This window comes from Mycobacterium persicum (genome assembly GCF_002086675.1).
Taxonomy (GTDB): Bacteria; Actinomycetota; Actinomycetes; order Mycobacteriales; family Mycobacteriaceae; genus Mycobacterium; species Mycobacterium persicum.
Window position 1 is genome coordinate 40,145 of record NZ_MVIF01000001.1, and the last position, 26,046, is coordinate 66,190.

The 26,046-nt window shown below is 64.7% G+C and carries 20 protein-coding genes and 3 pseudogenes; 14 read left to right on the plus strand and 9 right to left on the minus strand.

The window, feature by feature from the left end; all coding sequences use genetic code 11:
* Nucleotides 1-6: 6 nt before the first annotated feature.
* Nucleotides 7-1,626 carry an IMP dehydrogenase gene (guaB, locus tag BST40_RS00165; RefSeq protein ID WP_075547181.1) on the minus strand — a complete coding sequence of 540 codons (1,620 nt, stop codon included), beginning with the start codon at nucleotides 1,624-1,626 and terminating at the stop codon, nucleotides 7-9.
* Nucleotides 1,627-1,802: 176 nt separating this feature from the next.
* Between guaB and BST40_RS00170 the strand changes: the two genes are divergently transcribed.
* The gene (locus tag BST40_RS00170; protein WP_023371174.1) at nucleotides 1,803-2,216 is read left to right on the plus strand and encodes a DUF5319 domain-containing protein; all 414 of its coding nucleotides are present in this window, start codon (nucleotides 1,803-1,805) and stop codon (nucleotides 2,214-2,216) included.
* A gap of 22 nt (nucleotides 2,217-2,238) precedes the next feature.
* Here BST40_RS00170 and BST40_RS00175 read toward each other — a convergent pair whose 3' ends face one another.
* The 3 genes from BST40_RS00175 to BST40_RS00185 form a co-directional block, all read right to left on the minus strand.
* Nucleotides 2,239-3,120 (minus strand): anti-sigma-D factor RsdA, encoded by an 882-nt coding sequence (locus BST40_RS00175; RefSeq protein ID WP_083153072.1) that lies wholly within the window; start codon nucleotides 3,118-3,120, stop codon nucleotides 2,239-2,241.
* Nucleotides 3,113-3,688, minus strand: coding sequence for an ECF RNA polymerase sigma factor SigD (gene sigD / locus BST40_RS00180; RefSeq protein WP_075541136.1), 576 nt, complete (start codon nucleotides 3,686-3,688; stop codon nucleotides 3,113-3,115). Before sigD ends, BST40_RS00175 begins: the two co-directional genes overlap by 8 nt.
* 80 nt (nucleotides 3,689-3,768) lie before the next feature.
* Nucleotides 3,769-4,581 carry a hypothetical protein gene (locus tag BST40_RS00185; RefSeq protein WP_075547123.1) on the minus strand — a complete coding sequence of 271 codons (813 nt, stop codon included), beginning with the start codon at nucleotides 4,579-4,581 and terminating at the stop codon, nucleotides 3,769-3,771.
* Nucleotides 4,582-5,244: 663 nt separating this feature from the next.
* On the opposite strand from BST40_RS00185, the gene BST40_RS00190 reads away from it, so the two are divergent.
* Nucleotides 5,245-5,553, plus strand: a complete 309-nt coding sequence (locus tag BST40_RS00190) for a WhiB family transcriptional regulator (RefSeq protein WP_023371166.1) — start codon at nucleotides 5,245-5,247, stop codon at nucleotides 5,551-5,553.
* A 29-nt stretch (nucleotides 5,554-5,582) separates the two neighbouring features.
* On the opposite strand, the gene BST40_RS00195 is transcribed toward BST40_RS00190, so the two are convergent.
* The gene (locus BST40_RS00195) at nucleotides 5,583-7,235 is read right to left on the minus strand and encodes an amidohydrolase (RefSeq protein ID WP_083153166.1); all 1,653 of its coding nucleotides are present in this window, start codon (nucleotides 7,233-7,235) and stop codon (nucleotides 5,583-5,585) included.
* Nucleotides 7,236-7,581: 346 nt separating this feature from the next.
* Here BST40_RS00195 and BST40_RS33095 point away from each other — a divergent pair.
* The 4 genes and pseudogenes from BST40_RS33095 to BST40_RS00210 all read left to right on the plus strand — a co-directional run.
* Nucleotides 7,582-7,656, plus strand: a pseudogene (locus tag BST40_RS33095) (PPE domain-containing protein); the annotation flags it as partial.
* Nucleotides 7,657-7,715: 59 nt separating this feature from the next.
* Nucleotides 7,716-7,934 (plus strand): annotated as a pseudogene (locus BST40_RS33100) (PPE family protein); the annotation flags it as partial.
* Nucleotides 7,935-8,535: 601 nt separating this feature from the next.
* Nucleotides 8,536-10,317 carry an N-acyl-D-amino-acid deacylase family protein gene (locus tag BST40_RS00205; RefSeq protein ID WP_083153074.1) on the plus strand — a complete coding sequence of 594 codons (1,782 nt, stop codon included), beginning with the start codon at nucleotides 8,536-8,538 and terminating at the stop codon, nucleotides 10,315-10,317.
* A 343-nt stretch (nucleotides 10,318-10,660) separates the two neighbouring features.
* Nucleotides 10,661-12,163, plus strand: a complete 1,503-nt coding sequence (locus BST40_RS00210; protein ID WP_142276694.1) for a Gfo/Idh/MocA family oxidoreductase — start codon at nucleotides 10,661-10,663, stop codon at nucleotides 12,161-12,163.
* Nucleotides 12,164-12,303: 140 nt separating this feature from the next.
* On the opposite strand, the gene BST40_RS00215 is transcribed toward BST40_RS00210, so the two are convergent.
* Nucleotides 12,304-13,515, minus strand: coding sequence for an Rv1453 family transcriptional regulator (locus BST40_RS00215; RefSeq protein ID WP_083153077.1), 1,212 nt, complete (start codon nucleotides 13,513-13,515; stop codon nucleotides 12,304-12,306).
* A gap of 245 nt (nucleotides 13,516-13,760) precedes the next feature.
* On the opposite strand from BST40_RS00215, the gene BST40_RS00220 reads away from it, so the two are divergent.
* The 8 genes and pseudogenes from BST40_RS00220 to BST40_RS00255 all read left to right on the plus strand — a co-directional run bounded on the left by BST40_RS00220 (nucleotide 13,761) and on the right by BST40_RS00255 (nucleotide 22,114).
* Nucleotides 13,761-14,897 carry an aminotransferase class I/II-fold pyridoxal phosphate-dependent enzyme gene (locus BST40_RS00220; protein WP_083153078.1) on the plus strand — a complete coding sequence of 379 codons (1,137 nt, stop codon included), beginning with the start codon at nucleotides 13,761-13,763 and terminating at the stop codon, nucleotides 14,895-14,897.
* A 9-nt stretch (nucleotides 14,898-14,906) separates the two neighbouring features.
* Complete coding sequence (locus tag BST40_RS00225) at nucleotides 14,907-16,004, plus strand: glycosyltransferase family 2 protein (RefSeq protein WP_083153080.1); 1,098 nt, start codon at nucleotides 14,907-14,909, stop codon at nucleotides 16,002-16,004.
* A gap of 392 nt (nucleotides 16,005-16,396) precedes the next feature.
* Nucleotides 16,397-16,696 (plus strand): PE family protein, encoded by a 300-nt coding sequence (locus BST40_RS00230; RefSeq protein ID WP_083153081.1) that lies wholly within the window; start codon nucleotides 16,397-16,399, stop codon nucleotides 16,694-16,696.
* A gap of 12 nt (nucleotides 16,697-16,708) precedes the next feature.
* On the plus strand, nucleotides 16,709-17,815 hold the full coding sequence (locus BST40_RS00235) for a PPE family protein (RefSeq protein WP_083153083.1): 1,107 nt from the start codon (nucleotides 16,709-16,711) through the stop codon (nucleotides 17,813-17,815).
* A 36-nt stretch (nucleotides 17,816-17,851) separates the two neighbouring features.
* Nucleotides 17,852-19,402 carry an MFS transporter gene (locus BST40_RS00240; RefSeq protein WP_083153084.1) on the plus strand — a complete coding sequence of 517 codons (1,551 nt, stop codon included), beginning with the start codon at nucleotides 17,852-17,854 and terminating at the stop codon, nucleotides 19,400-19,402.
* Between the two features lie 69 nt (nucleotides 19,403-19,471).
* Entirely contained in the window at nucleotides 19,472-20,590 is a 1,119-nt protein-coding gene (locus tag BST40_RS00245) for an ADP-ribosylglycohydrolase family protein (RefSeq protein WP_075547114.1), read from the plus strand.
* Between the two features lie 55 nt (nucleotides 20,591-20,645).
* Nucleotides 20,646-21,327, plus strand: a pseudogene (gene sodC / locus BST40_RS00250) (superoxide dismutase[Cu-Zn]).
* Nucleotides 21,328-21,625: 298 nt separating this feature from the next.
* On the plus strand, nucleotides 21,626-22,114 hold the full coding sequence (locus BST40_RS00255; RefSeq protein WP_083153086.1) for a hypothetical protein: 489 nt from the start codon (nucleotides 21,626-21,628) through the stop codon (nucleotides 22,112-22,114).
* Between the two features lie 64 nt (nucleotides 22,115-22,178).
* Here BST40_RS00255 and BST40_RS00260 read toward each other — a convergent pair whose 3' ends face one another.
* The 3 genes from BST40_RS00260 to groES all read right to left on the minus strand — a co-directional run bounded on the left by BST40_RS00260 (nucleotide 22,179) and on the right by groES (nucleotide 25,805).
* The gene (locus BST40_RS00260) at nucleotides 22,179-23,705 is read right to left on the minus strand and encodes an adenylate/guanylate cyclase domain-containing protein (protein WP_083153088.1); all 1,527 of its coding nucleotides are present in this window, start codon (nucleotides 23,703-23,705) and stop codon (nucleotides 22,179-22,181) included.
* An 87-nt stretch (nucleotides 23,706-23,792) separates the two neighbouring features.
* Nucleotides 23,793-25,424, minus strand: a complete 1,632-nt coding sequence (groL, locus tag BST40_RS00265; protein ID WP_083153090.1) for a chaperonin GroEL — start codon at nucleotides 25,422-25,424, stop codon at nucleotides 23,793-23,795.
* A gap of 78 nt (nucleotides 25,425-25,502) precedes the next feature.
* Nucleotides 25,503-25,805 carry a co-chaperone GroES gene (gene groES, locus BST40_RS00270; RefSeq protein ID WP_003418028.1) on the minus strand — a complete coding sequence of 101 codons (303 nt, stop codon included), beginning with the start codon at nucleotides 25,803-25,805 and terminating at the stop codon, nucleotides 25,503-25,505.
* Nucleotides 25,806-26,046: the final 241 nt, after the last annotated feature.

Sequence of the window (26,046 nt, forward strand, 5' to 3'; positions counted from 1 at the left end):
GCGCCGTCAGCGGGCGTAGTAGTTGGGCGCTTCGACGGTCATGGCGACGTCGTGCGGGTGGCTCTCTTTGAGACCGGCCGCCGTGATCCGGACGAACTGCGCCTGCTGCAGCACTTCGATGGTGGGCGAGCCGGTGTAGCCCATCGCCGCGCGCAGGCCGCCGGTCAGCTGGTGGATCACCGAATTCAGCGGGCCGCGGAACGGCACCCGGCCCTCGATCCCCTCGGGCACCAACTTGTCCTCGGACAGCGCGTCGTCGGCGAAGTAGCGGTCCTTGGAGTACGACTTGGAATAGGAATTGGCCGCCGCGCCTGAGCCCCTGCCCGCCATGGCTCCCAGCGATCCCATGCCGCGGTAGCTCTTGTACTGCTTGCCGTTGACGAAAATCAGCTCGCCGGGCGCCTCGGCGGTGCCGGCCAGCAGCGAACCGAGCATGGTTGTCGACGCGCCCGCGGCCAGCGCCTTGGCGATATCGCCGGAGTACTGCAGTCCCCCGTCGGCGATCACCGGCACGCCCGCCGGCCGGCACACCGCAACGGCTTCCAGGATCGCGGTGATCTGGGGTGCGCCGACGCCGGCCACCACCCGGGTCGTGCAGATCGAGCCCGGGCCCACGCCCACCTTCACCGCGTCGGCACCGGCGTCGACCAGGGCCGCGGCCGCCGACCTGGTGGCGACGTTGCCGCCGACCACATCGACCCGGTCGCCCACTTCGGCCTTGAGCTTGCGGACCATATCGAGCACCAGCCGGTTGTGGGCATGCGCGGTGTCGACGACCAGCACGTCGACCCCGGCGTCCACCAGCATCATGGCGCGCACCCACGCATCGCCGCCGACACCGACGGCGGCACCGACCAGCAGCCGGCCGTCACTGTCCTTGGTGGCCAGCGGATGCTGCTCGGTCTTGACGAAATCCTTCACGGTGATCAGGCCGGTCAGCCGGCCCCGCCCGTCCACGACGGGTAGCTTCTCGATCTTGTGCCGGCGCAATAGACCCAGCGCGGCCGACGCGCTGACCCCCTCCTGGGCAGTGATGAGCGGGGCTTTGGTCATCACCTCGGCTACCTGCTTGCCCTGGTCGACCTCGAAGCGCATGTCCCGATTGGTGATGATGCCGACCAGCGCACCGTCGTCGTCGACCACCGGCAACCCGGAGATCCGGAACCGGGCGCACAGCGCGTCGACCTGGGCCAAGGTGTTGTCCGGCCTGCAGGTGACGGGATCGGTGACCATGCCGGCCTCGGAGCGCTTAACCATTTCGACCTGGCCGGCCTGTTCGGCGACCGGCAGATTGCGGTGCAGCACGCCCATGCCGCCGGCCCGGGCCATCGCGATAGCCATCCGAGATTCGGTGACGGTGTCCATCGCCGAGCTGACCAGCGGCACCTTCAGCCTGATCTTCTTGGTGAGCTGGCTGGAGGTGTCGGCGGTGGCCGGCACCACATCGGAAGCCGCCGGCAGCAGCAGCACGTCGTCGAAGGTCAGCCCCAGCATGGCCACCTTGTGCGGATCGTCACCACCGGTCGGCACCGGGTCACCGGTCAGGCCACCGACCTGCGCGTCGCGCACATAGGGGCTGCCGACCAGGTCGGAGCTTTCTTCCAGGCGAGACATGCCACGGGACATCGGGGGGCCCTCCATACGCATGCGGAGTGAGAAATCCATCCTATCGGCTCCGGCCCGGGCGACGACGCAGGCCGCGAAGCGCGCGAGATGGGGTTGCGGCGCGGGTGGGTCCGACCCGCACGGCGCGCCCACTGAATTTCTGGCGCGATGGCCGCCTGGCTGCGTACTGTAGAGGCGTGCGCGACCACCTGCCGCCGGGTTTGCCGCCCGATCCGTTTGCCGACGACCCCTGTGACCCGTCGGCGGCGCTGGAGGCCGTCGAGCCCGGTCAGCCCCTCGATCAGCAGGAGCGGCTGGCGGTAGAGGCCGACCTGGCCGACCTCGCCGTCTACGAAGCTCTGCTGGCGCACAAGGGGATTCGCGGCCTGGTGGTCTGCTGCGACGAGTGCCAGCAGGACCACTACCACGACTGGGACATGCTGCGGGCCAACTTGCTGCAGCTGCTGATCGACGGCACCGTCCGCCCGCACGAGCCGGCCTACGATCCCGAGCCGGACGCCTACGTCACGTGGGATTACTGCCGCGGATACGCCGATGCCTCGCTCAACGAAGCGACGTCAGACGCAGACGGGTTTCACCGCCGTCACTAGGCGGTCCGCCCGGTAGCTCCTTCTAGCCTGGTTCCCCGGCGGGTGCCGGCGATGAGCCGGGTTCCGTTGTGCCCGCGGCCGGAGACCCCGGCGTGCTGGTGGGCGGCGGCGACGACGGACTGGCCGTCGGCTTCGACGTTGGCACCGGGCTACCGGTCGACATCTCGGAGGTGACCGGACTGGTCGCCGTCGATTCCGGTGCCCCTGATGTCGCTGCCGGCTCGGTGTCGGGAGCCGGCGGGGCCGACGAGGTCACCGGGGCGTCACTCGGGGCAAGGACCCGGGAAAGCACGGACCGGGGCGACGGGGTCGGTGGCAGAGTCGCGTTGGGATCGCGCTTTTCCACCTTGGTGTTCAGCTGATTCAACTCGTTGAGCAGGTTCTGCCGTCGGCTGCCGTCGTTGACGGCCTGCAGGGTGCTGCTGACTTCGGCCAGCTGGGTTTCGGCCTGGTCCCACTGCCCCTGGGCGATCAATTGCTCGACCTTGGCCAGGTCGGCCTTGGCGGACAACACAATCGGGTCGTCGCTGACGCGCGGCTCGTTGAACATCATCGCGTGCAGCCCGTAGAGGGTGTCGCCGGGGCGGGCATCGGCCACCAGCGCACCGAATCCACTGAGCGCGAGCAGCGTCGCGGCCACCGACCCGACGGCGGCCAGCGCGCGGCGAGAGCGCCGGCGCTCGGCGATTCCTTCGATCAGCGCGTCGACGGCCTCATCGGGCGACACCAGCGCACTGGCCGGTGGCCACCGCAAATCGTCGCGCCATTGCCCCAGCAGGGCGGCCAGCGCGTCTTCGTGTGGATCGTCGAGGGTGACGTCGGCGCGGCTGGCGAGCGCGTCGAGGAGTAGCTCGGTGCCGGCCAGGTCGTCCAAGCCGGGGCGATCGAAACCGGAATCACGCATAGTCACCTGCCGCGACAATTTCGTCTTTGAGCCGCTGAAGTGCGCGATGCTGGGCCACCCGGACCGCTCCCGTCGTACTGCCGACGGCGGCCGCGGTCTCCTCGGCGGATAGGCCGACGACGACGCGCAGGATCAGGATCTCCCGTTGCTTGGCCGGCAAGATCTCGAGCAATTCGTTCATCCGGGTCACCGAATCGGCTTCGATGGCAAGCTGTTCGGGGCCGGCGTCGGCCGATCGGCGGTCCGGAACCGACTCGGCGGGGTAGGCAAGGTCACGGCCGGCCGCACGATGAGCGTCGGCGACCTTGTGCGCCGCGATGCCGTAGAGGAAGGCCAGGAACGGGCGGCCTCGGTCCCGATAGCGCGGGAGCGCCGTTATGGTGGCCAAGCACACCTCCTGTGCCACATCGTCTGCCGAGAGGCCACTGCGCTCGATCGTGCCGACTCGCGCCCGGCAATATCGCACCACGATCGGACGGATGGTCTCCAGCACCTCCCGAAGTGCGTTCCGGTCTCCTGCCACGGCCTCCGCAACCACCGCGTCGAGACGTTCCCCTTCAATTGTCATTGACGGCGATATCTCCAACGTTACGAACCGGACACATCCCGGGCTAACTCACGGATTGACAATAACGGTCGAGCGGCGAATCAAGCGGGACGCCAGGTCCCACCGGCGCGCCGTACTTGATCTGCGCAGATATCACGAATTTCGCGCAACTGACGCGTCGAAAACGTGACACTCCCGATATCGATCAGCAAGCAAGCCAACGCCCAGCGCAGCGGAGTCAGACCCAGCCGGCCGGTAGTCGCCAGCGCCTCATCACCGACGCCGCGAGCGCGCTCGGCGGCGCCGGCACTGCACAGCGCCGCCGCCAGCACCACCTCACTTTTGACCTGGTGTCTGGCCGACCCGCCGGACCGCGCCGACTCGACCGCTTGCTGCGCGTGGTCGACGGCGGTTGCCGCCTCACCTGAGGCCATCGCCAACTCCGCGGCCACCCAGCCACGGCGTACCGCCAGCCGGTTCGCCACGTCGGGCGGCAACCCGGCCGCATCGAGCACCGCGTCCGCACGCGTCAACAACGTCGCCGAGACCGCGAAGCGGCCGACGCCCAGAGCGTCGGCCGCCAGTCCGATCAGCGCATCAGCGCGGGCCTGCGGATCTGCCTCTGCCAGTGCCATGGCGCGTCCGTCCCAGCCCCGCGCCAGGGTGTGCCAGCCGAGCTGGCGCAGAAATGACCCCTGAGTGCTGCGCGCCAGCGACGCCCAGCGGCCCTCCGGAACGCGTCGTCGCAGCGACTCCAGGTCGGTGTACGCCGAGCCGTAGCGACCTTGTCCCCCGGCGGCCACGGCACGCAGCCACAGCTGTCGTGGCGTCGTCGCCGTCGGTAGCGGCCAGCTGCCCGGGCTACTACCAAAGGCTGCATCGGCTAACCGCGACTCAATCGAATCAATCGCCATATCGGTCGACGAGGTGTGTCGAGATTCCTGCGCGGTGATAGCTGCACCCTAGTCTGAAGCCACCGACGGACTTGCCACCTCGTCGTGGCATGACCGCAGCCCATGCCGGCGCGATCCGCGGCCCGGCCCCAACCGCCACCCGCGCGGCCGGCGTCGCCGCGGCCGGCGAAATCCGCCGGTGGGTGAATCGGCGTGGCGGGTGAATCGGCGTGGTGGGCGAATCGGCGTGGCGGGTGAAATAAGGAAAAGGCCGCACGACGCGGCGGCCGACGATTGAGGATGCGAACATTAGGGTTTCACACACCTTGAGTGGTAAAAAGTTTGTGGTTTCTGTGTTACGTGCACATTACTCACAGCCATCTGACGGCAAATTACAGCTTGCTCACAGCAGCCGGCTGAGCTGCGAAGATGAGATTTCTAACCGGTCTCGATAGCACGCCTGGCCGTCGCCCAATGCGCGGCAGATGAACACCGAGTTAATTCTCGTCCAACACACACGTATTTGGCCGCTCCGGCGGGCTATTGACGGAAATTCGGCAGTCCCCCTAGCGTTTAGCGTTGTCTGGTAGTCATCGGTGACTCCTCTGAAGTATCAGTTGCACACCTCGCGCGTTCGCGAACCTAACCTCCACTTGGATGTGCCGTGCAGAGAGGGAATGAGCAATGCCACAGCCGGAGCAGCTACCTGGGCCCAACGCCGACATCTGGAACTGGCAGTTGCAGGGTTTGTGCCGCGGAGTCGACTCATCGATGTTCTTCCATCCCGACGGCGAGCGCGGCCGCGCCCGCATGCTGCGCGAGCAGCGCGCCAAGGAAATGTGCCGCCGCTGCCCGGTGATCGAGCAGTGCCGCTCCCACGCGCTGGACGTGGGCGAGCCCTACGGCGTCTGGGGCGGCTTGTCCGAATCCGAGCGCGACCTGCTGCTCAAGGGCGGCATTGGGCGGAGCCGCGGCATCCGCCGCTCGGCGTGACGGGCCCGCTCTTCGAGCTCGACCGGTGCTCACGCGGCGGCGACCGGTCTGCGATAGATCGTGCGCCCCTCTTTGATCGTCTCGACGACCTCGATGTCTTTGATTTCCATCGGGTCGACGCTGAGTGGGTTGCCGTCCAGGATCACCAGGTCGGCGAGTTTGCCCACGGTGATCGAACCCTTGGACTGCTCCTCGCGGTACTGATACGCGGCGTTGATGGTGATCGCTTTGAGCGCCTCGAGGGCCGTGACACGCTGATCGGCGCCGATGACCTCGCCGCTGCGAGAGACGCGATTGACCGCCGTCCACACCACGAATAGTTGGTCGAGGGGCGAGACGTTGAAGTCGGTGTGATTGGTCGGGCGCAGGCCCATGTCGATCGCTGTCCGCATCGGGCTGAGGAAATGCGCCTGTTCCCGGCCGCGCAGCCGGACGTGGGTGTCGCCGAAGTAGAACGCGTGCTCGGTGAACAGCGACGGGATCAGGTTGTATTCGACGTACTTGTCGAGCTGGTCACGCCGCACGAACTGGGAGTGGATGACCGTGGTGTGGCGGTCTTTGGCGAGGTCGCCGGCAGCGGCGTATTCGTGTGCCTTGAGCAGGACGTCGATGGCCGCGTCACCGTTAGCGTGGATGTTCAACGGCACACCGAGGTCGTAGACCCGTTTGAACCAGGCGTCGACGGTTTCCTGCGGGAACGGCAGCTCACCGGTCCAGTTCTGCTGTCCGTCGGGTCCGTCGACGAGGTAGGGGGTGGTGAAGAACGCGGTCCGGCCCTGCGGCGAGCCGTCGAGAGTGACTTTGACGCCACCGAGCTTGACGCGGTTGTGGTAGGTCCCAAATGTGTCGGGCGGGTTGTCTTCGAGAACCGCGTCGAGATCGAGAATGAACGGATAGGCGACGATGTCGATCAGGGTGGCGCCGCCGGCGGCCGCCCGTTGCATCACAGCGATGTCCGCCGCGTGCGTCGCTCCCTCGTGAGCAGTCGTGATACCGGCTGCGGCGTAAAGCATTTGGCCGGCGATGCTCCACTCGACCTCTTGCTCGCGGGTGGGTTTGGGCAGCGAGGCAAAGATCGGCAGAAATGCGGTTTCCATGACCAGGCCGTCGGGTTCGTCCGAGCCGTCCTTGCGCACGATCACCCCGCCCGGTGGCGTGCTGGTGCTCGCGGAAATGCCGTATTTTTCCATGGCCGCGGAATTGAGCACGGCGCCGTGCAACGACACGTGCCCGACCATCACCGGGTTGTTCGGGAAGTCCTTGTCGAGGTCTTCTCGATGCAGGGTCCGGCCCTCGGGCATGACCGTCTCGTCGTAGCCGTATCCCATGATGACCTCGCCCTCACCGATGTCGCGCGCGTCGCGGAAGTTCTTCAGCTCGGCCACGATGGCGTCGACGTCGGCGCCGGGACCCGCCGGTGGCGCGAACACATTGACCTGGTTGGCCACCGTGAGCGAATTGATGTAGTGGCTGTGCGGGTCGATGAATCCCGGTAGCAGTGTTTTGCCGGCGAGATCGACGGTGCGCGTTCGCGGGCCTCGGTGTTGTTGTACAACGTCGTCGCGAGCCCCGACGGCAACGATGCGACCGTCCTTGATGGCGACTGCTTCGGCCGTTGGCTGCACATCGTCAATCGTGACGATGTCACCGTTCAGATAGATGGCGTCAGCTCCGCCCATCATGTTGACCTCCTTGTGATCGCCAGCCATCTTAGTGCGGCATTCACCAATCCGCGCAACTTCGGTTGTCGATACCGACTGCGCCGAGTTCTGAAAAATGTTGCCGCACAGCATATTAAATAACCGATGGTCGCACACCCGAGCGCCGGACCGATCGTGCGGCTCGATCGAGGTGGTCTTGGCGCCCGCTGAAATCAGCGAATCGCTCCGGCCGGAATTCTGGCGAAAAGCCAATATTGACGTCAGCGTCGGCGTAGCGTGCGTGGCGGGTTACTCGCTCCCGCGTCGGTGCCGGGTCGCCCGCAGAACTCGGCATGATATTGACAGGGGGACCATCGTGACCAATTTCATGGTGTTGCCACCGGAGATCAATTCTTTGCTGATGTTCACCGGTGCGGGGTCGGCGCCGATGCTGGACGCGGCGTCTTCAGTTCGGGCACCAACACCGTCTATCCGGGGCACCTCAACAGTTTCGGACTTGCGAACTCGGGTACCGGCAACCTCGGTTTCGGGAATGCGGGGGCTGGCAACGTCGGCTTTGCGAACTCGGGCCTGCTCAACACCGGCTTTGGGAACGCGGGTTCGATCAATACCGGCGGCTGGAATGGGAACAAACTCAACACCGGCTTCTTCAACTCGGGCGAGACAAACACCGGCTTCGGCAACTCGGGTCACGTCAATACCGGCTTTTGGAATGCGGGCAATCTGAACACCGCCGTCGGAAGCGCCACCGACCAGGGTCCGGTCGGCTTCGCCGCCACCGGCAACTCGGGATTCTCCAACACGGGTGTCGGCAATTCGGGGCTTGGAAACACCGCCGCTGATGGTCATGGTATTTCGGGCTTTTTCAATTCGGCCTCCGGTGGGTCGCTTGTCACCGGCGTCACCTCAGGCTTTTTCAACACCGGTGTCACCGACGTCATGGGCCCCTTCCCCAGCGGTATGCTCAGCGGTTTCAACTCGGGCTTCTTCAACACCGGGATCGCCAATTCAGGCGTGCTGAGCCTCGGCCGGCTGATCATGTTGGCTACCTGATCTGGTTAGCCCCGATCGCGGGGTAGGCCACAGTCGCGGCGTCGGCGCCGCGGTCGCGGAAACCGCCGCGATTTCGGGTCGTTCGGCGCGGGTTGCCGGGAACCGGTTAACCGGCCGTGCACACTTTTGCACCATCCATTCGTGCAAATTGGGACATTGTGACCTTCAGCCGGCGGTGCCGCGACCTCGATCATGAAGAGCAGTTCGAGCACCTCAGCTCAGTGCGCCCGGCGGTATCGCCGAGGTCCGGCCGAAAGGATCTAGCCGAATGAACACCACAGCAGCCGCCGGCAAGCCCGGTCCACGAATCCTGATTTCGCGCGGGCTGGTTTTCGACGGCAGCGGCGCGGCAGGGGCGGTGCGTGACGTCGCGATCGCCGACGGCGTGGTGATCAACATGTCCGCGCAGGCGCTGAATCCGGGCAGCTTCGACGAAGTCATCGACGCCGACGGGAAATGGGTGATGCCAGGCTTTCTGGAGATTCACTCGCACTACGACGCCGAAATCGTCACCGCCCCAGGGCTGCCCGAGTCGGTACGGCACGGGGTGACCACGGTGGTTACCGGTAACTGTTCGTTGAGCATGGTCACCGTGGACGCCGACGATTCGGCGGACCTGTTCGCCCGGGTGGAGGCCATCCCGCATTCGGGCATCAAAACGATTCTGCAGCAGAGCAAGACATGGACCACACCGGGCGAATACCGGAAATGGCTTCAACAGCAGCCGCTGGGACCCAACGTCGCGGCCATGCTGGGTCACAGCGACCTGCGGGTCGGAGTGCTGGGCCTAGAAGCGGCCACGGACAAGCACTTTCGGCCGAGCGACACCCAGATGGCGTCAATGGAGCACATTCTCGAGGACGCACTGGACCAGGGCTTCCTGGGGTTGTCGACGATGACCACTCGTCGCGACAAGCTGGCCGGTGACCGGGCGTGGGCAGAACCGTTGCCGTCGACGTTCGCACGCTGGCGCGAATACCGCAGGCTGCACAAGCGGTTGCGCCGGCGGGGCCGCATCCTGCAGAGCGCCCCCAACGCCGAGACGCAGGTGAACGTGCTGGCGTTCGCATTGACCGCGGCCGGCCTCGGCCGTCGGCCGCTGCGCACCAGCCTGCTGACCGCGATGGACTTCAAGTCCAACCCCATGCTGCACCGGGTGACGCGCCTGCTGGCATTCTTGACCAATCGAGTGCTCAACGGCGACATGCGATTTCAGGCACTGCCCGGCCCGATGACGATCTTCTGCGACGGCGTGGATTTCGCGGCCTTCGAGGAGTTCAGCAGCGGCATCACGCTGCGGAACCTGCGCACCGCCGACGATCAGTACGCGCTGCTGACCGACCCGAAGTTCCGCGCCCAGTTCATCAAGGACATGGGCGGATTCATGATGAACGGCCTGTGGAACCGGCGTTTCGACGATGCCGTCATCATCGATTGCCCCGATGTCTCGGTGGTAGGCCGCACCTTCGAAGACCTCAGCCGCGAGCGCGGACAGCACCCCGCCGAGGTGTTCCTGGATCTGGCCGCCGCCTGGCGGGACAAGTTGCGGTGGTACACCGTGGTGGGCAACCACCGCCCCGACATCGTGCTCGACTTGCTGGCAAGCCCCGGGACCCATATTGGATTCGCCGATTCCGGCGCGCACCTGCGCAGCCTGGCGAACTACAACTTCGGGCTGCGCGCCCTGACGATGGCCAAGCGGGCCGAACAGTCGCCGCGCCCCAAGATCACCGTCGGTGAGATGGTGCGCAAACTGACCTCGGATCTGGCCGACTGGTGGGGTGTCGAGGCCGGCCGGCTGCGCATCGGCGCACGCGCGGACGTGGTGGTGGTCGACCCAGACGGGCTCACCGACCAGGTCTTCGAGGTCTCCGAGGCGCCCGCCCCCGACGCCTTCGGGCTGGACCGCGTGGTCAACCGCAACGACGATGCCGTACACGCCGTCCTCATCAACGGCCGCACCGCCTACACCCAAACATCAGGGTATGCAACCGATCTCGGACAGTCTGCGGCCTACGGGACGTTTCTGCCGTCCACCCACACGAATTGATGCCGACCACAACAGATAACGACGCAAGCCTGTCAACGATGAGCCGCACCAGGATCAGCCGGGCCGACGTGGATTGGGCACCAACTGAATCCGGACCAACGAGCTACACCAATGCGTGGTGAATTTCGCCATACTCACGACACCAATGTGGACGCGGCGGATGGCATGGGCCGGGCGGACCGGGTGGACCTCCGGCACACGGTGAGCACTACCGACCATATGGCCCCCCATTCGGAGCTGCTGGGACCGCCCGGCAGCATCGGTTCGCTGTGCCAAATTGGCGAAATTCGTGGACCGGTCAGATCTAGTACCGCAATCGTAGATCGGAAAGCTTGATGATGGCGTGTCTGCGCCGACCAAGCGTGACCGCGGCATTGCTCGGGTTATAGGAATTATTGACGTTGGAGGATCGATGAACAACCGAGTCGCACTGATCGGATTGGGACCGCATGCTAGAAAGGTGTATTACCCGTATCTGTCGGAATATTTCCAGGGCGATCCATCGGCAAGCTTTGAGCTGCTGGTTGAGCTAAAGACGCAGCAAGAAACCGCTGCAGCATTCCTGGAAAAGCAGAAAATCCAACCCAAGCGAGTCGAATTCTTGGATGCAGACACTCAGCTCAGATCGGGAACGATTGATCCGCTGGCGGCCGCCAGTCTTAAAGAACACAAAATTAACAAGGCCCTTATCGCAACCGAACCCAAAGCGCATAAAGTATATATCGAGGAGTGCATAAAGCGTGGTATTCACGTAATGACCGACAAGCCGGTTACAGCTCCAGTTGGCCTGGTGACGTCAATCGAGGCAGCGGAAAATATTTATAACGATGTTGCTCGTTTGGCAGAGATGACAGACCAGCATCCAAACTCACGGGTTTTGGTGCAAAGTCAGCGTCGGAACCACGCTGGTTACCGAAAGGTCTTTGACGTCCTGGAGGCTCTAATAAAAGAGTACGACGTTCCCATTACATATATTTCTATCCATCACTCCGATGGTATGTGGAACATGCCGGACGAATTTGTGCACCGCGAAAATCACCCATATAAGTATGGTTATGGCAAACTGATGCATTCTGGATATCATTTTGTGGACCTGCTGACGCTCCTGCTTAGATTAAGCAGCCAGGCGAGCAGCAAAACCCCTGATACAATAACGTTGTTTTCTCAGTACATTCGTCCTGGCGATCAGCATACAGCCATCACTGAAGATACCTACGAGCGCTTCTTTGGGAAAGCGACGGCCGCCGCGTTCAGCGACTACATGCACGATCAGAAACTGCATGAATTTGGCGAAGTTGACAGCTATTCTCAGTTGCAGGCGATGAAGCACGGAAAAATATTGACGACTGCGCAGTTATCACTGATCCAGACAGGATTTTCACAGCGTGCCTGGCCGATCCTGCCCGACGACACATACAAGTCAAATGGACGATTGCGGCACGAATATATCAACATACATGTCGGGCCGTTGGCGTCAGTGCAAATTCACTCGTACCAATCGCAGCAATCAAAGCAGCAAGGTCTGTCTCACTATGATACGGGCGGCGCAAACCATTTTGACATTTACATCTTCCGAAATTCAAATCTCATCGGCGGCAAAGCATTTGAGAAGATTCAATTTGGGGAAATGGATCTGAAAGGACATGAGGCCGAGCTATATATGGGTCAGAATGAATACGCCAGGAGACAGACGCTCGACGAGCTATTGCAGGATCTTCCTTCGCAAAATGAGCTGCGGAATCACTTGCCTGCGAACAAATTGCTGTCGGAAATCTACAAAAACCATGCCCGTCAGTCAAAAGGCGAGACGCCATTCGTTTCTTTCAATGCCGTCGATATTCTATAGACCAATTGTCCGATAGTGCGCACCGCGCCGCCGCCAGCCCGAATCCGCTCACCAGTCGAAGCGATCCACCGCACCGCCGTGGCCACCGATCCGAATCCGCCAGATAAGCAACATTGACCGGCACCACCGCCCGACGCAGCTTAGGTGGTTGGCTTGCCGCGCCATTGCAGGAGCTCGAGTGCGACGGCGACGTGAACGCTGCTGTGCTCCAGGGGTCGAGGCAGGAGTTGCTCAGCGCGCTCGAGTCGACGCAGCAGCGTGTTGCGGTGTGTGTAAAGAAGTTTCGTGGTGCGCCCGACGCTGCACTGCTCGTTGATGTACGTCAGCACCGTCTTGTGCAGCTCGGGCCCGGCCGACTCGAAGTCGCCCAGCGTGTTCTTGATGAATTCCTCTGCGGCTTCCCGGTTTTGAGTGATCAATGCGATCAACTGGACATCGGCGAAAAACGCCACCCGCTGGTGGGATTGCAGCCCGGCCACCATGCGCTGGGTGGTGAGCGCCTCGAGGTGGCTGCGCCGGAAGCCCTCGATTCCCTTCGCGATCGTGCCGATGGCGATTCGCGCGCCGGGAGTGCCCTCGACCGCCCGGCGAACCAGCTCGACATCGAGGGCGGACTCGGGCACCCACACCCATCGGGTGGCCGCACTCGCGATCACCGTCAGTGGCCGCGCGAAACCGGCGGCGTCGCCGAAGGCGTCAGCGACGCGGTCAAGCTGGCTGAGGTCGCCGTCGGGTTCGTCGCTCCAGATGACCGCGCCGATGTGGGCGCGGTTGAGGGCGTAGCCAAGTCGCGCTTCGGCACGCTGGCGGCTGATCGGGGCGCCGTCGAGAATCAGGGCGGTCACTTCGCGGCGCTCGGCATGAGTGCCGCGGGCCAATTCGTCACGTTCCTGTTGCACCCGGGCGGCGATGCCGGCAGCCGTGGCGTCGATGAAGTTGCTGATGGACCGAAAGGACACATCGAGCAGCTCGCGCAGCTCGTCGGGGTCGGAGGCGAGCTGGAAGCCGATATCCATCCAGAGCCGCCAGCCCACGGTCAGTGCCGGACGGAAAGTGAACGGCTCCAGGCCGCGGCGCGCCATGTCCCGGGCGATGCTCAGTGGCTCGGGGCCCACATTGGGCGGCACCGGAGCGCCCGGATTGCTGACATTGGCTGCGGCCCAATGCATCAGGCTGGACCGAATGCTCCGTCGGGCGGCCGCTGCCAGGACGGGATCGACGGCTATGGACGGGTTGGCCGCCATGGTTTGCCGGTCGTATTCGTCAAACCACTCGGGGGGAGCGTTGAGGACAATCCGCGCTCCCTGCCCAATCATCTCGCATACCTGCGGCGACGGACTTTGCCATACCACCCACTCACCCTAGACCCGTGTGCACACTTTTGCACCATTTGCCGACCCGATTGGGAGGTTTAGCCCTTGGACGGCAACGGCCCGATAACGATGATGGATCACAGATCGTCGGCAGCCATAGCCGTCTGCGGCGGTGGTGAGCAACTTGCCGGGCACGGGCACGGCGATGAGCGCGCATTGTGTGATGGTGGCCGCTCCGCCATCGAGGTCTTTCCGACCGCCGCCGAGTAACCCAATGGGGAAATATGAAAACCACATCACTTCCGCTGCACATTCCCGGCGGTACGACGACATCACCGGACCGAATTCACATACTCAGACGGCCCGTTCCGGGCTTACTCGGATATGGCGGGATCGGCTTGCACTGTCCGGTCAACCCGTACGCGTTGGCACCACACATCCAGAACGCGGTCATCGAAGCGGTCCGAGGCCAAATCGCAGCCATCAACACCTATCCCGACAGTAACGCGACCGTGTTGCGAACGAAATTGGCCGAATACATCTCCAATCATGTGCGTAGCGCAGTGTCGGCCGAAAACATCTGGGTTGCCAATGGCTGCAACGAAATACTGCAGCAGATCTTTCGCGCGTTCGCGGGGCCGAGCGGAACCGTACTGGGTTTGGAACCGTCGTACAGATATTTCCCGGTGATCGCGGAAGGGGTCGGCGCCCAATGGCGGAGCGTGCCGTCCCGCGATTTTCCGCAGCGCGACATAGACGCTGCCCTCACCGCCATAGAAAGATGCCAGCCCGATGTCGTGGTGATCGCGAATCCAAACAATCCCACGGGCGACAGCTTCAGCATGGATATGTTCGAGGAAGTGCTGTCCCGGCTACGGTCCGGAATACTTGTCATCGACGAGGCCTTCATCGAAATGTCGACCAAAGACAGTGCGGTCCAGCTCATACACCGGTACCCGGACAAGGTTGTGATCTGCCGGACCCTGAGCCAGGCGTTCACGTTCGCCGGCGGCAAATTAGGCTACATGATCGCTGCCCCGAACATTATTAATACGCTGCTCGCGACGCGACTTCCGTACCACGTGTCATCGATGACGCAAGCCGCGGCAGCGGTGATCATTGATCGCGCCGACGAGATCCTGGCTAAAGTTCCCGAGCTTCTGCTGGAACGTGACCGGATGGTCACCGCCCTCCGGATGGCCGGATTCGATATTCCCCACAGCGACACCAGCTTCTTTCTCCTGGGGAAATTGGGTGATGCGCATGCAGTCTGGGAAGCCTATGCAAACGCGGGCATCTTTCTCGGCGACGTGGGTTTGTCACACTATCTGCGCGTTTCCGCCGGATTGCCACACGAAAACGACCAGTTTTTGGAGGCGACCAGCAATTTGCTCGATCTCGGCAAGATCGCTATAGGTTAGGAAGATGTCGTGAGCGCTGCACAGTTGGTATTGACGCGCGGACGGGATGACTGGGACGGCGGACAGCTGTCCGCCGTCCGACCCGCGCATGTCGCGGAAATCCGGCCCCCCGTCGTGTCGCCGCGGCCGTCCGTGGCAATAGTTATCCCTGCCTATAATGAGAGCCGAATTATCGGCCGATGCCTGGAATCATGCATTGCCCAGACATCCGCGCCCGACGAGATCATCGTGGTCAACAACAAATCAACCGACGATACCCTGGCGGTGGTGCGCCGATATCAAAAACACCACCGGCAGCTCAACATCCGGGTGCTCGAACAGAATGCGCATCAAGGGCTCATTCCGACCCGCAACCATGGATTCGACCATGCGCGCAGTGATGTCATCGGCCGTATCGATGCCGATACCATCATCGCCGCCGACTGGGTCGAGACACTTCGCCGCCGATTCACCAACCCGGCCGTGGCCGCGGCGACCGGTCCGGTTTTCTATCACGACATGCCTTTGCGAAGGTTCGGTTTCTGGGGAGACCACCGGATTCGCAGCTATCTGGAGAGGCACTCAACAGATCAGCGGTTTCTGCTAGGCGCCAATATGGCAATCCGGAACTCGGCGTGGCGAGCGATCCGTCAGCTGGCCCATCGGGATCCCGAAGATCTACTGCACGAAGATATCGACCTCGCCCTGACCTTGTTCAAGAACGATTTGAAGATTGCGTACGAACCGACAATGGTCGCAGGCATATCAGGCCGGCGGTTGGAAGCCCCGGTGCTTGACTTTTACCGGTACATCACGCGGTATACCAGGACGACAACGGCGCATGGCGTCAAGAGTTGGACGGCGCTGCTGACGATGGCCATTTTGCTGCTGGTGTATTTGCTGTTCCGACCGGTGCGGTTCTATTACGACGGCGAGAACCATCGATTCACCTTGTCGAAGTTGCGCGCCAAGCTTGGCCGCACAGCCACGACGCCGCAGTGCGGGTGCGGGGACGCGTTGCCGGCAGGGCACACCGCGGAACAACGTGTGGCCGACACTGCCGGGACCGGCACTCGGGCGGGGCCGATAGTGCTCAGCAAGCCGACGTATTCGGGGTCTTTGCCATGAGACCTGGGTAGTGGCACGGATTCCGGTAAGAACCGGAAATCACCCTAGCGCCGCGCGGTGGGCGATGTAACTGTAATGAATCGCACAGCGGTGCAACGGGATTGGTGGCCGCGGCCGGATAGGCCGCATCGAGGGTGACAACGAAGTCCGAGAATTCCCGCAACCGGACCAGACACCGCAGGGCGTGGGCACAGGCCTGCGGCATCCGCGGGCGGCGACCACGTCGGCGCCGCTCGTGCGGTGTGCGCACACTTTTGCACCATCCATCGAGGTGGGTTGGGTCATTTCGCCCTTGGGCGGCGGTGCTGTGGTCTCGATCATAGAGAGCACGTGGCCAGTACCCGGCCAGTTCAGGGACCAGCTCACAGGTCAACTCAGAGGGAGGTAAGCGCATGTCTTTCGTGACCACTCAGCCACCGGCGCTGGTGGCCGCAGCAGCCGATTTGCTGGGTATCGGCTCGGCGATGAACGCGCACAACGCGGCCGCGACAGCCACGACCACCGCGGTGGTGCCACCCGCTGCCGACGAGGTTTCCGCACTGATCGCCGCTCAGTTCGCCGCGCACGCCGTCCTGTACCAGGAGATCAGCGCCCACGCCGCGGCCATTCACGACCAGTTGGTGACCGCGTTGGGCACCAGCGCCGCCTCGTACGGCGCCGCCGAAGCCGCCAACACCGCTGCGTTCGGCTGATCGGGGGCCGCGATGGACTACGCAGCTTTGCCGCCGGAGATCAACTCCGCGCGCATGTATGCCGGGGTCGGTTCCGGGCCGCTGCTGGCTGCGGCGGCGGCCTGGGACGGGCTGTCTGCCGAGTTGTACTCCACCGCCGCTCGGTGCTGGTCGGTGATCTCGGGGCTGGTTGGCGGGCCATGGCAAGGTGCGGCATCGGTGGCGATGGCGACCGCGACCGCCCCCTACCTGGCGTGGCTGAACGTCACGGCAGGGCAGGCCGAGGCGACCGCCGGGCAGGCCACCGCAGCCGCGGCCGCCTACCATGCGGCGTTCGCGATGACCGTGCCGCCGGCGGAGATCGCGGCCAACCGCGCGCTGCTGATGGCGCTGGTGGCGACCAACGTCCTGGGCCAGAACACGCCGGCGATCGCGGCCACCGAGGCCCACTACGCCACGATGTGGGCCCAAGACGCCGCCGCGATGTACGGCTATGCCGCCGCCGCGGCGGCCGCAACCCGATTGACCCCGTTCGCCGTAGCGCCGGAGGTCGCCCACGTGGCCGGCCGGACGGCCGGTCACGCGGCCGCCAGCAACGCGGTGAAGTTGTCACAGTTGATCAGCACCGTGCCGCCGTTGCTGAAGTGGTTCGCCACCCGTCCGTTGATCGCCGGGGTGGTCACGGTGGAAGAAGGGATGCTGACCCCCGTCGAGGTCGTCATGGGCAGTACGTCGGCGACGATGTCCATCACGTCGGTCCTGAGGTCGTTCCTGTCGATTGGGCAGGCCGCCGCACAGGCCGCGGGACCGCTGGCGCAGGCGGCCACCAGCTTTCCGATCAAAATGCCGGGTCTGGGCCGGGCCGGGATGGTGTCGGCGGGTATGGGCCGGGCCGGTTCGATCGGGGCATTGTCGGTACCACACAGTTGGGGCGCCGCAGCCCCGAACATCAGCCACGCCGCCACGGCATTGCCGAACACCGGGCTGGCGTCCACGTCCCAGATTGCACCGGATGCGGCGGCCCCCATGCTGGGCGGTCTGCCGGCGGCCGGCAGAGCCGCCAACACGAGCGGCGCCAGCGCATCCCGATACGGCCTTGCGCAGCGCTTCGTGATCGTCGGCTCGCCCGCCGCCGGTTAACCCGACCCACCCCACACGCAATAACGGAGGAACCCCATGACCGCGCCCGACACGCAAACCCGGTCGGCCCAGGACAAGCTGACGTTCGCCCAATGGATGACCGTGCTGGCCATGGGTCTGGGCTTCGCCATCACCGGTGCCGACCCGGCCATCTTCTCCAGCAGCCTGGTGCCGGTGCGCGAGGGCCTGCATATGAGTACCGCCGCCGCCGGATTCACCGCAAGTCTGGCCACGCTGACTCTGGCCGCGACCATCCTCGGCGCCGGCACGCTGGGCGACATCTACGGCAAACGCCGGATGTATCTGCTGGGCCTGGCCGGCGTGATCGTCAGCGGTCTGCTTGCTGCGCTCTCGCCCAACGCGGTGATCCTGATGATCACCCGTGCGCTGACGGGTGCGGGTTTCGCCTTTCTGCTGGGGCTCTCCCTGGCAATCATCAACGCCACCTTCCCGCCCGCGCAGCGAGGCAAGGCCATCAGCCTCTTCCTCGGAACGGCATTCCTGGTAGGGGCGCCGCTACCACTGATCGGCGACATCCTGGTCGAGTCGCTGGGGTGGCGCTGGGCGTTGGTCGTCGCCCCGGCCGCGGCGCTGATCACCATTCCGATCACGTTGCGGTTCGTCCCCGAAACGTTCCGCATCCGGGGCCGCCGGATCGACTACCCCGGCATCGGCGCAGCCGGGCTCATGATGGTCAGCCTGGTCTACGGACTGTCCCGCCTCGCTCATGGCCCCGGCGCGGCCGTGCCGCCGCTGCTGATCGGGTTGGCCGGCGGAGTCTTCTTCGTCTGGTGGGAGCAGCACACCGACCAACCGGCGCTGGACCTGCGGATCTTCCGGGCCGGCCCCTTCAACGCCGCGGTCATCACCGGATTGGCCTTCAACTTCCTGCTGGCCGGCCGGGTGCTCCTGCTGGGCTACTACACCACCGTGGTCCGCGGGTTCTCACCGACCGTGCTGGGCCTGCTGCTGGTGCTGGCCGCCGCGGTGCAAGCACCCGCGGCCGTCCTGGGCGGTCGCATGATGATGCGGACGTCGGCGCGTACCACCATGCTGTGGGGTCTGGGACTGCTCACCCTGGCCAGCTGCATGTTCGCCACCTTCGGGGTGAGCACATCCCTCCCGGTGATCGGCTTGGGGGTGGTGACGCTCAGCGTCGGGGTTGCCATGGTCGAGCCCCCGCAGGCCAGCATCATGATGAGCTATGCCCCGCCGGGGCTGGAGGGATCGGTGTCGTCGGTCAAACCAGGGGCCGGCCAATCCTTCTACTCCCTGGGCCCCACCGTGGTTACCCTGCTGACCACCACGTTCTATGCCGCACGGGCCCGGCAGCGGTTCGCCGGCTTGGGTATCTCTCCCGCTCAGGCCGCCAACGCGTTGGAGGCATCGCGCTCGAACGGCGGCGGCCACCTCGGCAGCCTCGCGGCCCTCAACCCGGAGTTGGCACATCGGGTTTTGGCAGACACCCAGGAGCTCATTGCCTCGGCATTGCGCACCACCAGCCTGGCCATGGCCCTGATCCCGCTGGCCGCGGCAGTCGCCGTCTGGGTGCTGCTGCCACGGAATCGAGCAGATCAGAGCGCATAACGGCTGGTGGGGCCGGGCCCCGCCGGATTGACCGGCGGGGTGCGGCCGGCTCCGTTAGCGTCGGCGAGCATGACTGTCAACGACCGTGAACGCTTCGTCGGTTGCCTGCTCGGCGGGGCGGTGGGCGACGCATTGGGCGCGCCGGTCGAATTCCACACCCGCGAGCAGATCCTGGCCCAGTTCGGCCCGGAGGGGATCACCGCGTATGCACCCGCCTACGGCGGCGTCGGCCTGGTCACCGACGACACCCAAATGACCCTGTTCACCGCCGAAGGGCTGCTGCGGTACTGGGTCCGCGGACGCATGAAGGGCGTATCGACGTACACCGGGGTCACGGCCAACGCCTATCTGCGGTGGCTGCGCACCCAGAGTGAAACTCCCATGCACCGAGTCGGGATCGGCGAGCCGTTCGGTGAAGGCCAGCCGGGCTGGCTCTATCAGCAGCGCCGGCTGCACAGCCAGCGCGCGCCGGGCACTACCTGCGTTTCGGCGCTTCGCAGCATGCGCCACCTCGGCGAGGCCGCGGACAACAACAGCAAGGGCTGTGGCGGTGTCATGCGGGTGGCGCCGGTGGGGCTGTTTGTCGCGCGCCGGCCCGAGGCCACCCTGCGGCTGGCGTTCCGGATCGGTACCGAACTTGCGGCCCTGACACACGGTCACCCCACGGGTTCGTTGTCGGCCGGGGTCTTCTCGGCACTCATCTACCAGCTGGTCCTTGGAATACCGCTGACGGAAGCGCTGCCGGAGGCCAAACGCATCCTCATCGAGTTCGCTGACCATCACGAAACCCTCACCGCGGTCGAGGCGGCCGAGGCCGCGGCACGTCGCGGTGGGCCCCGCCATCAGGCCCATGAGGCCATTGCCGGGTTGGGGCAAGGGTGGGTCGCCGAGGAGGCGCTGGCCATCGGGTTGTACTGCGCGCTGGTAGCAGAGTCATTCGCCGACGGTGTTGTGCCGGCGGTCAATCACGACGGCGACTCGGATTCGACGGGCTCGATTGCCGGCAACCTCCTCGGCGCAGCGCTCGGCGTGGGCGCCATTTCCAGCGAATGGCTGGATCCGCTGGAACTTCGCGACGTCATCAGCGAGATCGCCGACGACCTCTACGACTATGCGGCCTGGCATCTGTCCGAGCACAGCTTTGACGACGACGCCCAGCGCATCTGGCGCAAGTATCCGGGGTATTGACCGCTTACCGCCGAGGCCGCGGTTTGGCGTCGGCTGATCCGGGTAAGCGCAGGCCATGACGGGCTTGAAAAGACCTGCGGCCGGTGCGGCCGCGGTGCTTACCGCGGCCATCGCACCGATAGCTGCGTGCACCAACCAGAACACCACCAGCCCAATACGTCGCCGCTCACCGCCCCGCCGCCCGGCACCGAGCGGATGACCTCGCAGTTGAAGAGCGCCGACGGAACTCCGGTGGGCAACGCCACCTTCGATTTCGCCAACGGCTTCGTGACGATGACCGTAGAAACGGTCCCCAACCAGATCCTCACGCCCGGTTTCCACGGGCTCCACATCCACTCGGTGGGTAAATGCGAGGCCAATTCCGTGGCACCGACGGGAGGCGCATCCGGCGACTTCAACTCCGCCGGGAGCCACCACCAGGCGCCGGGTCACACCGGTCATCCCGCCAGCGGCGACCTGACTTCCTTGGAGGTGCGCTCCGACGGCGCGGCGAACTTGTCACCACCTCGAACTCATTTACCGCGGCGGACCTGCGAAACGGCTCGGGCACCGCGCTGATCATTCACCAGGACCCGGGTAACTTCGGCAATATCCCTCCCGCCCGCTACACCCAGAAGAACGGCACACCGGGCCCGGACGAAGAGACACTCGCCACCGGTGATTCGGGTAAGCGGGTGGCCTGCGGTGTGATCGCGCCTGCGGCCAGCTCGTCCACCACGGCCACACCTAAGAGTTGACCCGTAATGGGTCATGCAGCGCCAATCAGCTTGAGGGCTGGTTGTTTTCGGCTGTTCCCGCGACGTCCAGGCGTGCCTGGTCTGTTCGGGGGTTGCTCGACAATCACCGCAGCGCCATCGTGCACTTCGCGAACTCGACCGAGGATGCACGCCCAACATCGGCCCCCGCTTGCCTCGATTCTCAGCAGTTACCTCCGGTGATGAACCGGTCGGGATAGAGTTCACTGCCGAACGGCCCCAGGCGGTCGGCGCCTTCCGAGAGAGGGACATACCGATGCCGAAAAAATGCAGCCGTCGGATGACCACCATTGGAGCCATAGCCGTCCTGTCTTTTACGGCCCTTGTGAATGTCGCCGAGGCTCACGGCGCCCCGCTGCCCGATTTGTGCGTTCCGCCTAACGTCGTCGAAAACGTCTGCACGGCGCGGCTGAAGTCGGTGACAGCCGATGTCACCGATGGAACAATCACCGGCGCGCCAGTCGGTGGCGGGGCGGCAATTACCCTTACCGGACCAACGGATGCGTACCTGAAGTCGGCGGGATTCGGAGGTACACCGCCAGACCCGGTGCAACGCTGGGACGCCGAGATTGAACGCATCGGCAACCTCAGCGTCGACCCGTCCAATCCCAGTTGGTACAACGACGCCAAGGCCGTATACCTGCTACCCAGGACCCTCAATGACTTCGCCAGCCGGTTTCCTCCCGGCGTGCTGGTTGTCCGGTTCACGCCCTACGACGATCACCCTGGCTGGTTCTGCCTCGTATCCATTCAGCCGGTGTCGCAGTGAGCCCAACGGGGCGATGACCGTGGCCGTCGTCTTTGGCATCCGCCGGCTGGCGAGCGTTCGCCATTCAGCCGAGGCGATGCGAGGGTGTGACCGCTGGGTCGAGGCCGAAAACCTCTGTGGGGGCTGACTTGCCCTTCAGCGCATGTGCACCCCGGTCGGTAAGTCCCGGCGGTCGGGAAACCAATGCGTCGACGGTCTGCTGGGTGAGAAGGATAGTGTTGCCGGTGGTTTTGGTGAGTTGCTCGACGCGGGCCGCCACATTGACGGCGTCACCGATGAGGGTGAATTCGAGTTTGCCGCCGCCGCCAATGGTTCCGGCGATCACTACACCAGTGTTTATCCCGATGCCGACGCGAAGCTCCCCGCCGAATCGCTCGGCGACAGGGCGGCTGATCGATGCCGCTGCGCCCACTGCGGCGTCCGCGTGATTCGGGAGATCGCTCGGAGCGCCGAAGACGCCCAGAGCGCCGTCGCCGAGGAACTTGTTCACGTGGCCACCAGCCTCGACGACGGCAGGCACGACGATCTCGAACAACGCGTTGAGGCGGGCAACGGTTTCCTCAGCGCTGTGTGCCTCGGCGAACGGCGTGAAGTCGCGGATGTCAACGAACATCACCGTCGCCTCACGGCGCTCCCCGGTGAACACATCATTACCCTGCTCAAGCAGCCGTGCTGCGAGGGCCGGGTCGACATAGGTTCCAAACGCCGCCTGCAGGCGTCGCCGCTCAGCCAAACCCGCCTGCATGCGATTAAACGATGCTGCGAGCGCACCGAGGTCATCGTCTTGAGCCACAGGCAGGCGTTGGCTGTAAACACCCGCCGCCACACGTTCAGTTCCTTCGGCGAGGTCGCGAACGGTTTGCAAGGAGGGTGAAAACGCGGAGGCGAGCGTGATCGGTACCCCCATGCCAAACGCCAATCCACAGGCGATCACGACGGCGAATAAGGGAACCTCACTGACCCGATGAAACACTGCCCCCAGCATCGCGCCCGCGAGCGCGAACACAAACGCGACGCTGACCATGAATACGCTGGACCACGCTGCAAAAGTCGGACGTGAGCGGGGCAGGGAATCACCGATCCCCGTATCACCAGTGAGTGCGACTCGCGATGGCCGAAGCGATGCTTCCACGAAGCTGTGGCTTGCGGCCTGGGTGGCAGTTCCGAGGACGGCACCCCATATGCCGTACTGGACAAGCCGCGAACAGGTCGCCCCCGCGATCGCACCGACAACGACAGAAAGCACGGCAGCCCAAACAGCGGTGACAACCACGCCTCGGAGAACCGCCTCGCGAGCGTACGCATAGGTGTTTTCCAGGGCTGTCGCCGGATCGACCTTCTGGCCCGCCGCCCACTGCTCGACGGAGCGGATTCGGCCTAGGCCAGGAAGAACAGTGGCGTACACAGCCACCGGCACGGCGACAACCGTCACTGCAGCCGTCTCGAAATAATGATCGGAATGCTCGTAAGCCGTAAGGATTATCGACGACACAAGCCAGATCGGTAGCGCCACGAGAACACTGATCGCGAAGATCGCCCACGAGTACCTCGCTCTGTACTGATCCCACGCCCACTGCCAGATACGGTCCATGCCGGGAGACTAAGCCTAAATCCCCGTGACCGGCGGAGACACGAAACACCCCGGCCGCCGGGGCCGGGGTGTTTCGTCACCGCTTACCTAGTGATGGTGGTGATGGCCGTGACCATGACCGTGATGGTCGTGCTCGTCCGCATTGGCGGGCTTCTCGACCACCGCCGTCTCGGTGGTGAGCACCATCCTGGCCACCGATGCGGCGTTGAGCACCGCGGATCTGGTCACCTTGACCGGGTCGACGACACCGTCGGCGGCCAGGTCGCCATAGGTCAGCGTGCTGGCGTTGAGGCCGTGTCCGGCGGGCAGCTCGCTGACCTTGCTGACCGCGACCGCGCCGTCCAGCCCGGCATTGGTGGCGATCCAGTACAGCGGTGCGGCGAGGGCCTCGGAGAACACGTCGACGCCGAGCGCCTCATCGCCCGACAGTGACGCGCGCAGATCCTTCAGCGCCTGGCGGGCCTGAATCAGCGCGGAGCCGCCCCCGGGGACGATGCCCTCCTCGACCGCAGCCTTGGCGGCAGCGACCGCGTCCTCGACGCTTTCCTTGCGTTCTTTGAGCTCGGTCTCGGTGGCGGCACCCACCTTGATGACGGCGACCCCGCCGGCCAACTTGGCCAGCCGCTCACCCAACTTCTCGCGATCCCAGTCGGAGTCGCTTCGCTCGATCTCGCCGCGCAGCAGATTGACCCGGGCCGCAACCGCTTCCGGAGCGCCGCCGCCGTCGACGATGATGGTCTCGTCCTTGCTGACCACCACCCGACGGGCCGAGCCCAACACCTCCAGGCCCACTTCCCGCAGCACCAGGCCGGCGTCGGGGTTGACCACCTCGGCGCCCGTCACCGCCGCCAGGTCCTGCAGGAACGCCTTGCGCCGGTCGCCGAAGTACGGCGACTTCACCGCGACCGCTCGCAGCGTCTTGCGGATGGAGTTGACGACCAGCGTCGCCAGCGCCTCGCCCTCGACGTCCTCGGCGATGATCACCAGCGGCTTGCCGGCTTCGGCAACCTTCTCCAACAGCGGCAGCAGGTCCGGCAGCGAGCTGATCTTCTCCTGGTGCAACAGGATCACCGCGTCTTCGAGCACGGCCTCCTGCGAGTCGAAGTCGGTGACGAAGTACGCCGACAAGAAGCCCTTATCAAAGCCGACCCCCTCGGTGAATTCCAGCTCGGTGCTCAATGTCGAGGATTCCTCGACGCTGACCACGCCGTCGGCGCCGACCTTGGTCATCGCCTCGCCCACCAGCTCACCGATCTGCTCGTCGCGCGAGGACACCGTCGCCACCTGAGCGATGGCATCCTTGCCCGATACGGGTGTGGCCGACGCGAGCAGCGCTTCGGACACCGCGTCGGCAGCCTTGCCGATGCCGGCGCCGAGTGCGATCGGGTTGACACCCGCAGCGACCAGCCGCAAACCGGCCTTGAGCAGAGCTTGGGCCAGCACCGTGGCGGTCGTGGTGCCGTCGCCGGCAACGTCGTTGGTCTTGGTGGCCACCGATTTCACCAGCTGGGCGCCCAGGTTCTCGAAGGGGTCTTCCAGGTCGATCTCACGCGCGACGGTGACGCCGTCGTTGGTGATAGTGGGTCCGCCGAAAGACTTGGCCAACACCACGTGCCGACCACGCGGGCCCAACGTCACCCTTACCGTGTCGGCGAGCTTGTCCGCGCCCGCCTCCATTGCGCGACGCGCGATTTCGTCGTACTCAATCAGCTTGCTCATCAGGCTCCTTTACGCATGCCGCCCCGGAAATCACCCGTGGCCGAGCACGGGGATCGCCGGGGCGGAACACGGTTTCTGTTACTTGGAAACGACAGCCAGCACGTCGCGTGCCGACAGGATCAGGTATTCCTCGCCGTTGTACTTGATCTCAGTGCCGCCGTACTTGCTGTAGATGACGGTGTCGCCTTCGGCGACGTCCAGCGGGATGCGCTTCTCGCCATCCTCGTCCCACCGGCCGGGGCCGACAGCGACGACGGTGCCCTCCTGGGGCTTCTCCTTGGCGGTGTCGGGAATGACCAGACCGGACGCGGTCGTGGTCTCGGCCTCGTTGGCCTGCACGAGAATCTTGTCCTCGAGTGGCTTGATGTTCACCTTCGCCACGATTGGAGCCCTCCACTATTGGGTCGGGTCCGGGTTCAGGCCCGGACCGGAGTTGGCGGTCGGTCCGGGGCTTGCCCCGGAACCGTCCGAATTACCAGGTGATTCGGCATTCTTCCGTGCCCTCGCGCCGTCGTCGCGGGTGCCGGCAACAGGGGTCGTCCGACTGCCACCTAGCACTCTATACATGAGAGTGCTAGCACTCAAGGGCACCCCGGTGCTTCTGCGTGTTTGCGTTGCGGAG

Excerpts from the sequence above, each read along its gene's own strand:
- guaB (WP_075547181.1), bottom strand. The coding sequence starts at position 1,626 with ATGTCCCGTGGCATGTCTCGCCTGGAAGAAAGCTCCGACCTGGTCGGC.
- BST40_RS00175 (WP_083153072.1), bottom strand. The coding sequence starts at position 3,120 with ATGCGTGATTCCGGTTTCGATCGCCCCGGCTTGGACGACCTGGCCGGC.
- sigD (WP_075541136.1), bottom strand. The coding sequence starts at position 3,688 with ATGACAATTGAAGGGGAACGTCTCGACGCGGTGGTTGCGGAGGCCGTG.
- BST40_RS00185 (WP_075547123.1), bottom strand. The coding sequence starts at position 4,581 with ATGGCGATTGATTCGATTGAGTCGCGGTTAGCCGATGCAGCCTTTGGT.
- BST40_RS00190 (WP_023371166.1), top strand. The coding sequence starts at position 5,245 with ATGCCACAGCCGGAGCAGCTACCTGGGCCCAACGCCGACATCTGGAAC.
- BST40_RS00195 (WP_083153166.1), bottom strand. The coding sequence starts at position 7,235 with ATGATGGGCGGAGCTGACGCCATCTATCTGAACGGTGACATCGTCACG.
- BST40_RS00205 (WP_083153074.1), top strand. The coding sequence starts at position 8,536 with ATGAACACCACAGCAGCCGCCGGCAAGCCCGGTCCACGAATCCTGATT.
- BST40_RS00220 (WP_083153078.1), top strand. The coding sequence starts at position 13,761 with ATGAAAACCACATCACTTCCGCTGCACATTCCCGGCGGTACGACGACA.
- BST40_RS00230 (WP_083153081.1), top strand. The coding sequence starts at position 16,397 with ATGTCTTTCGTGACCACTCAGCCACCGGCGCTGGTGGCCGCAGCAGCC.
- BST40_RS00235 (WP_083153083.1), top strand. The coding sequence starts at position 16,709 with ATGGACTACGCAGCTTTGCCGCCGGAGATCAACTCCGCGCGCATGTAT.
- BST40_RS00240 (WP_083153084.1), top strand. The coding sequence starts at position 17,852 with ATGACCGCGCCCGACACGCAAACCCGGTCGGCCCAGGACAAGCTGACG.
- BST40_RS00245 (WP_075547114.1), top strand. The coding sequence starts at position 19,472 with ATGACTGTCAACGACCGTGAACGCTTCGTCGGTTGCCTGCTCGGCGGG.
- BST40_RS00255 (WP_083153086.1), top strand. The coding sequence starts at position 21,626 with ATGACCACCATTGGAGCCATAGCCGTCCTGTCTTTTACGGCCCTTGTG.
- BST40_RS00260 (WP_083153088.1), bottom strand. The coding sequence starts at position 23,705 with ATGGACCGTATCTGGCAGTGGGCGTGGGATCAGTACAGAGCGAGGTAC.
- groL (WP_083153090.1), bottom strand. The coding sequence starts at position 25,424 with ATGAGCAAGCTGATTGAGTACGACGAAATCGCGCGTCGCGCAATGGAG.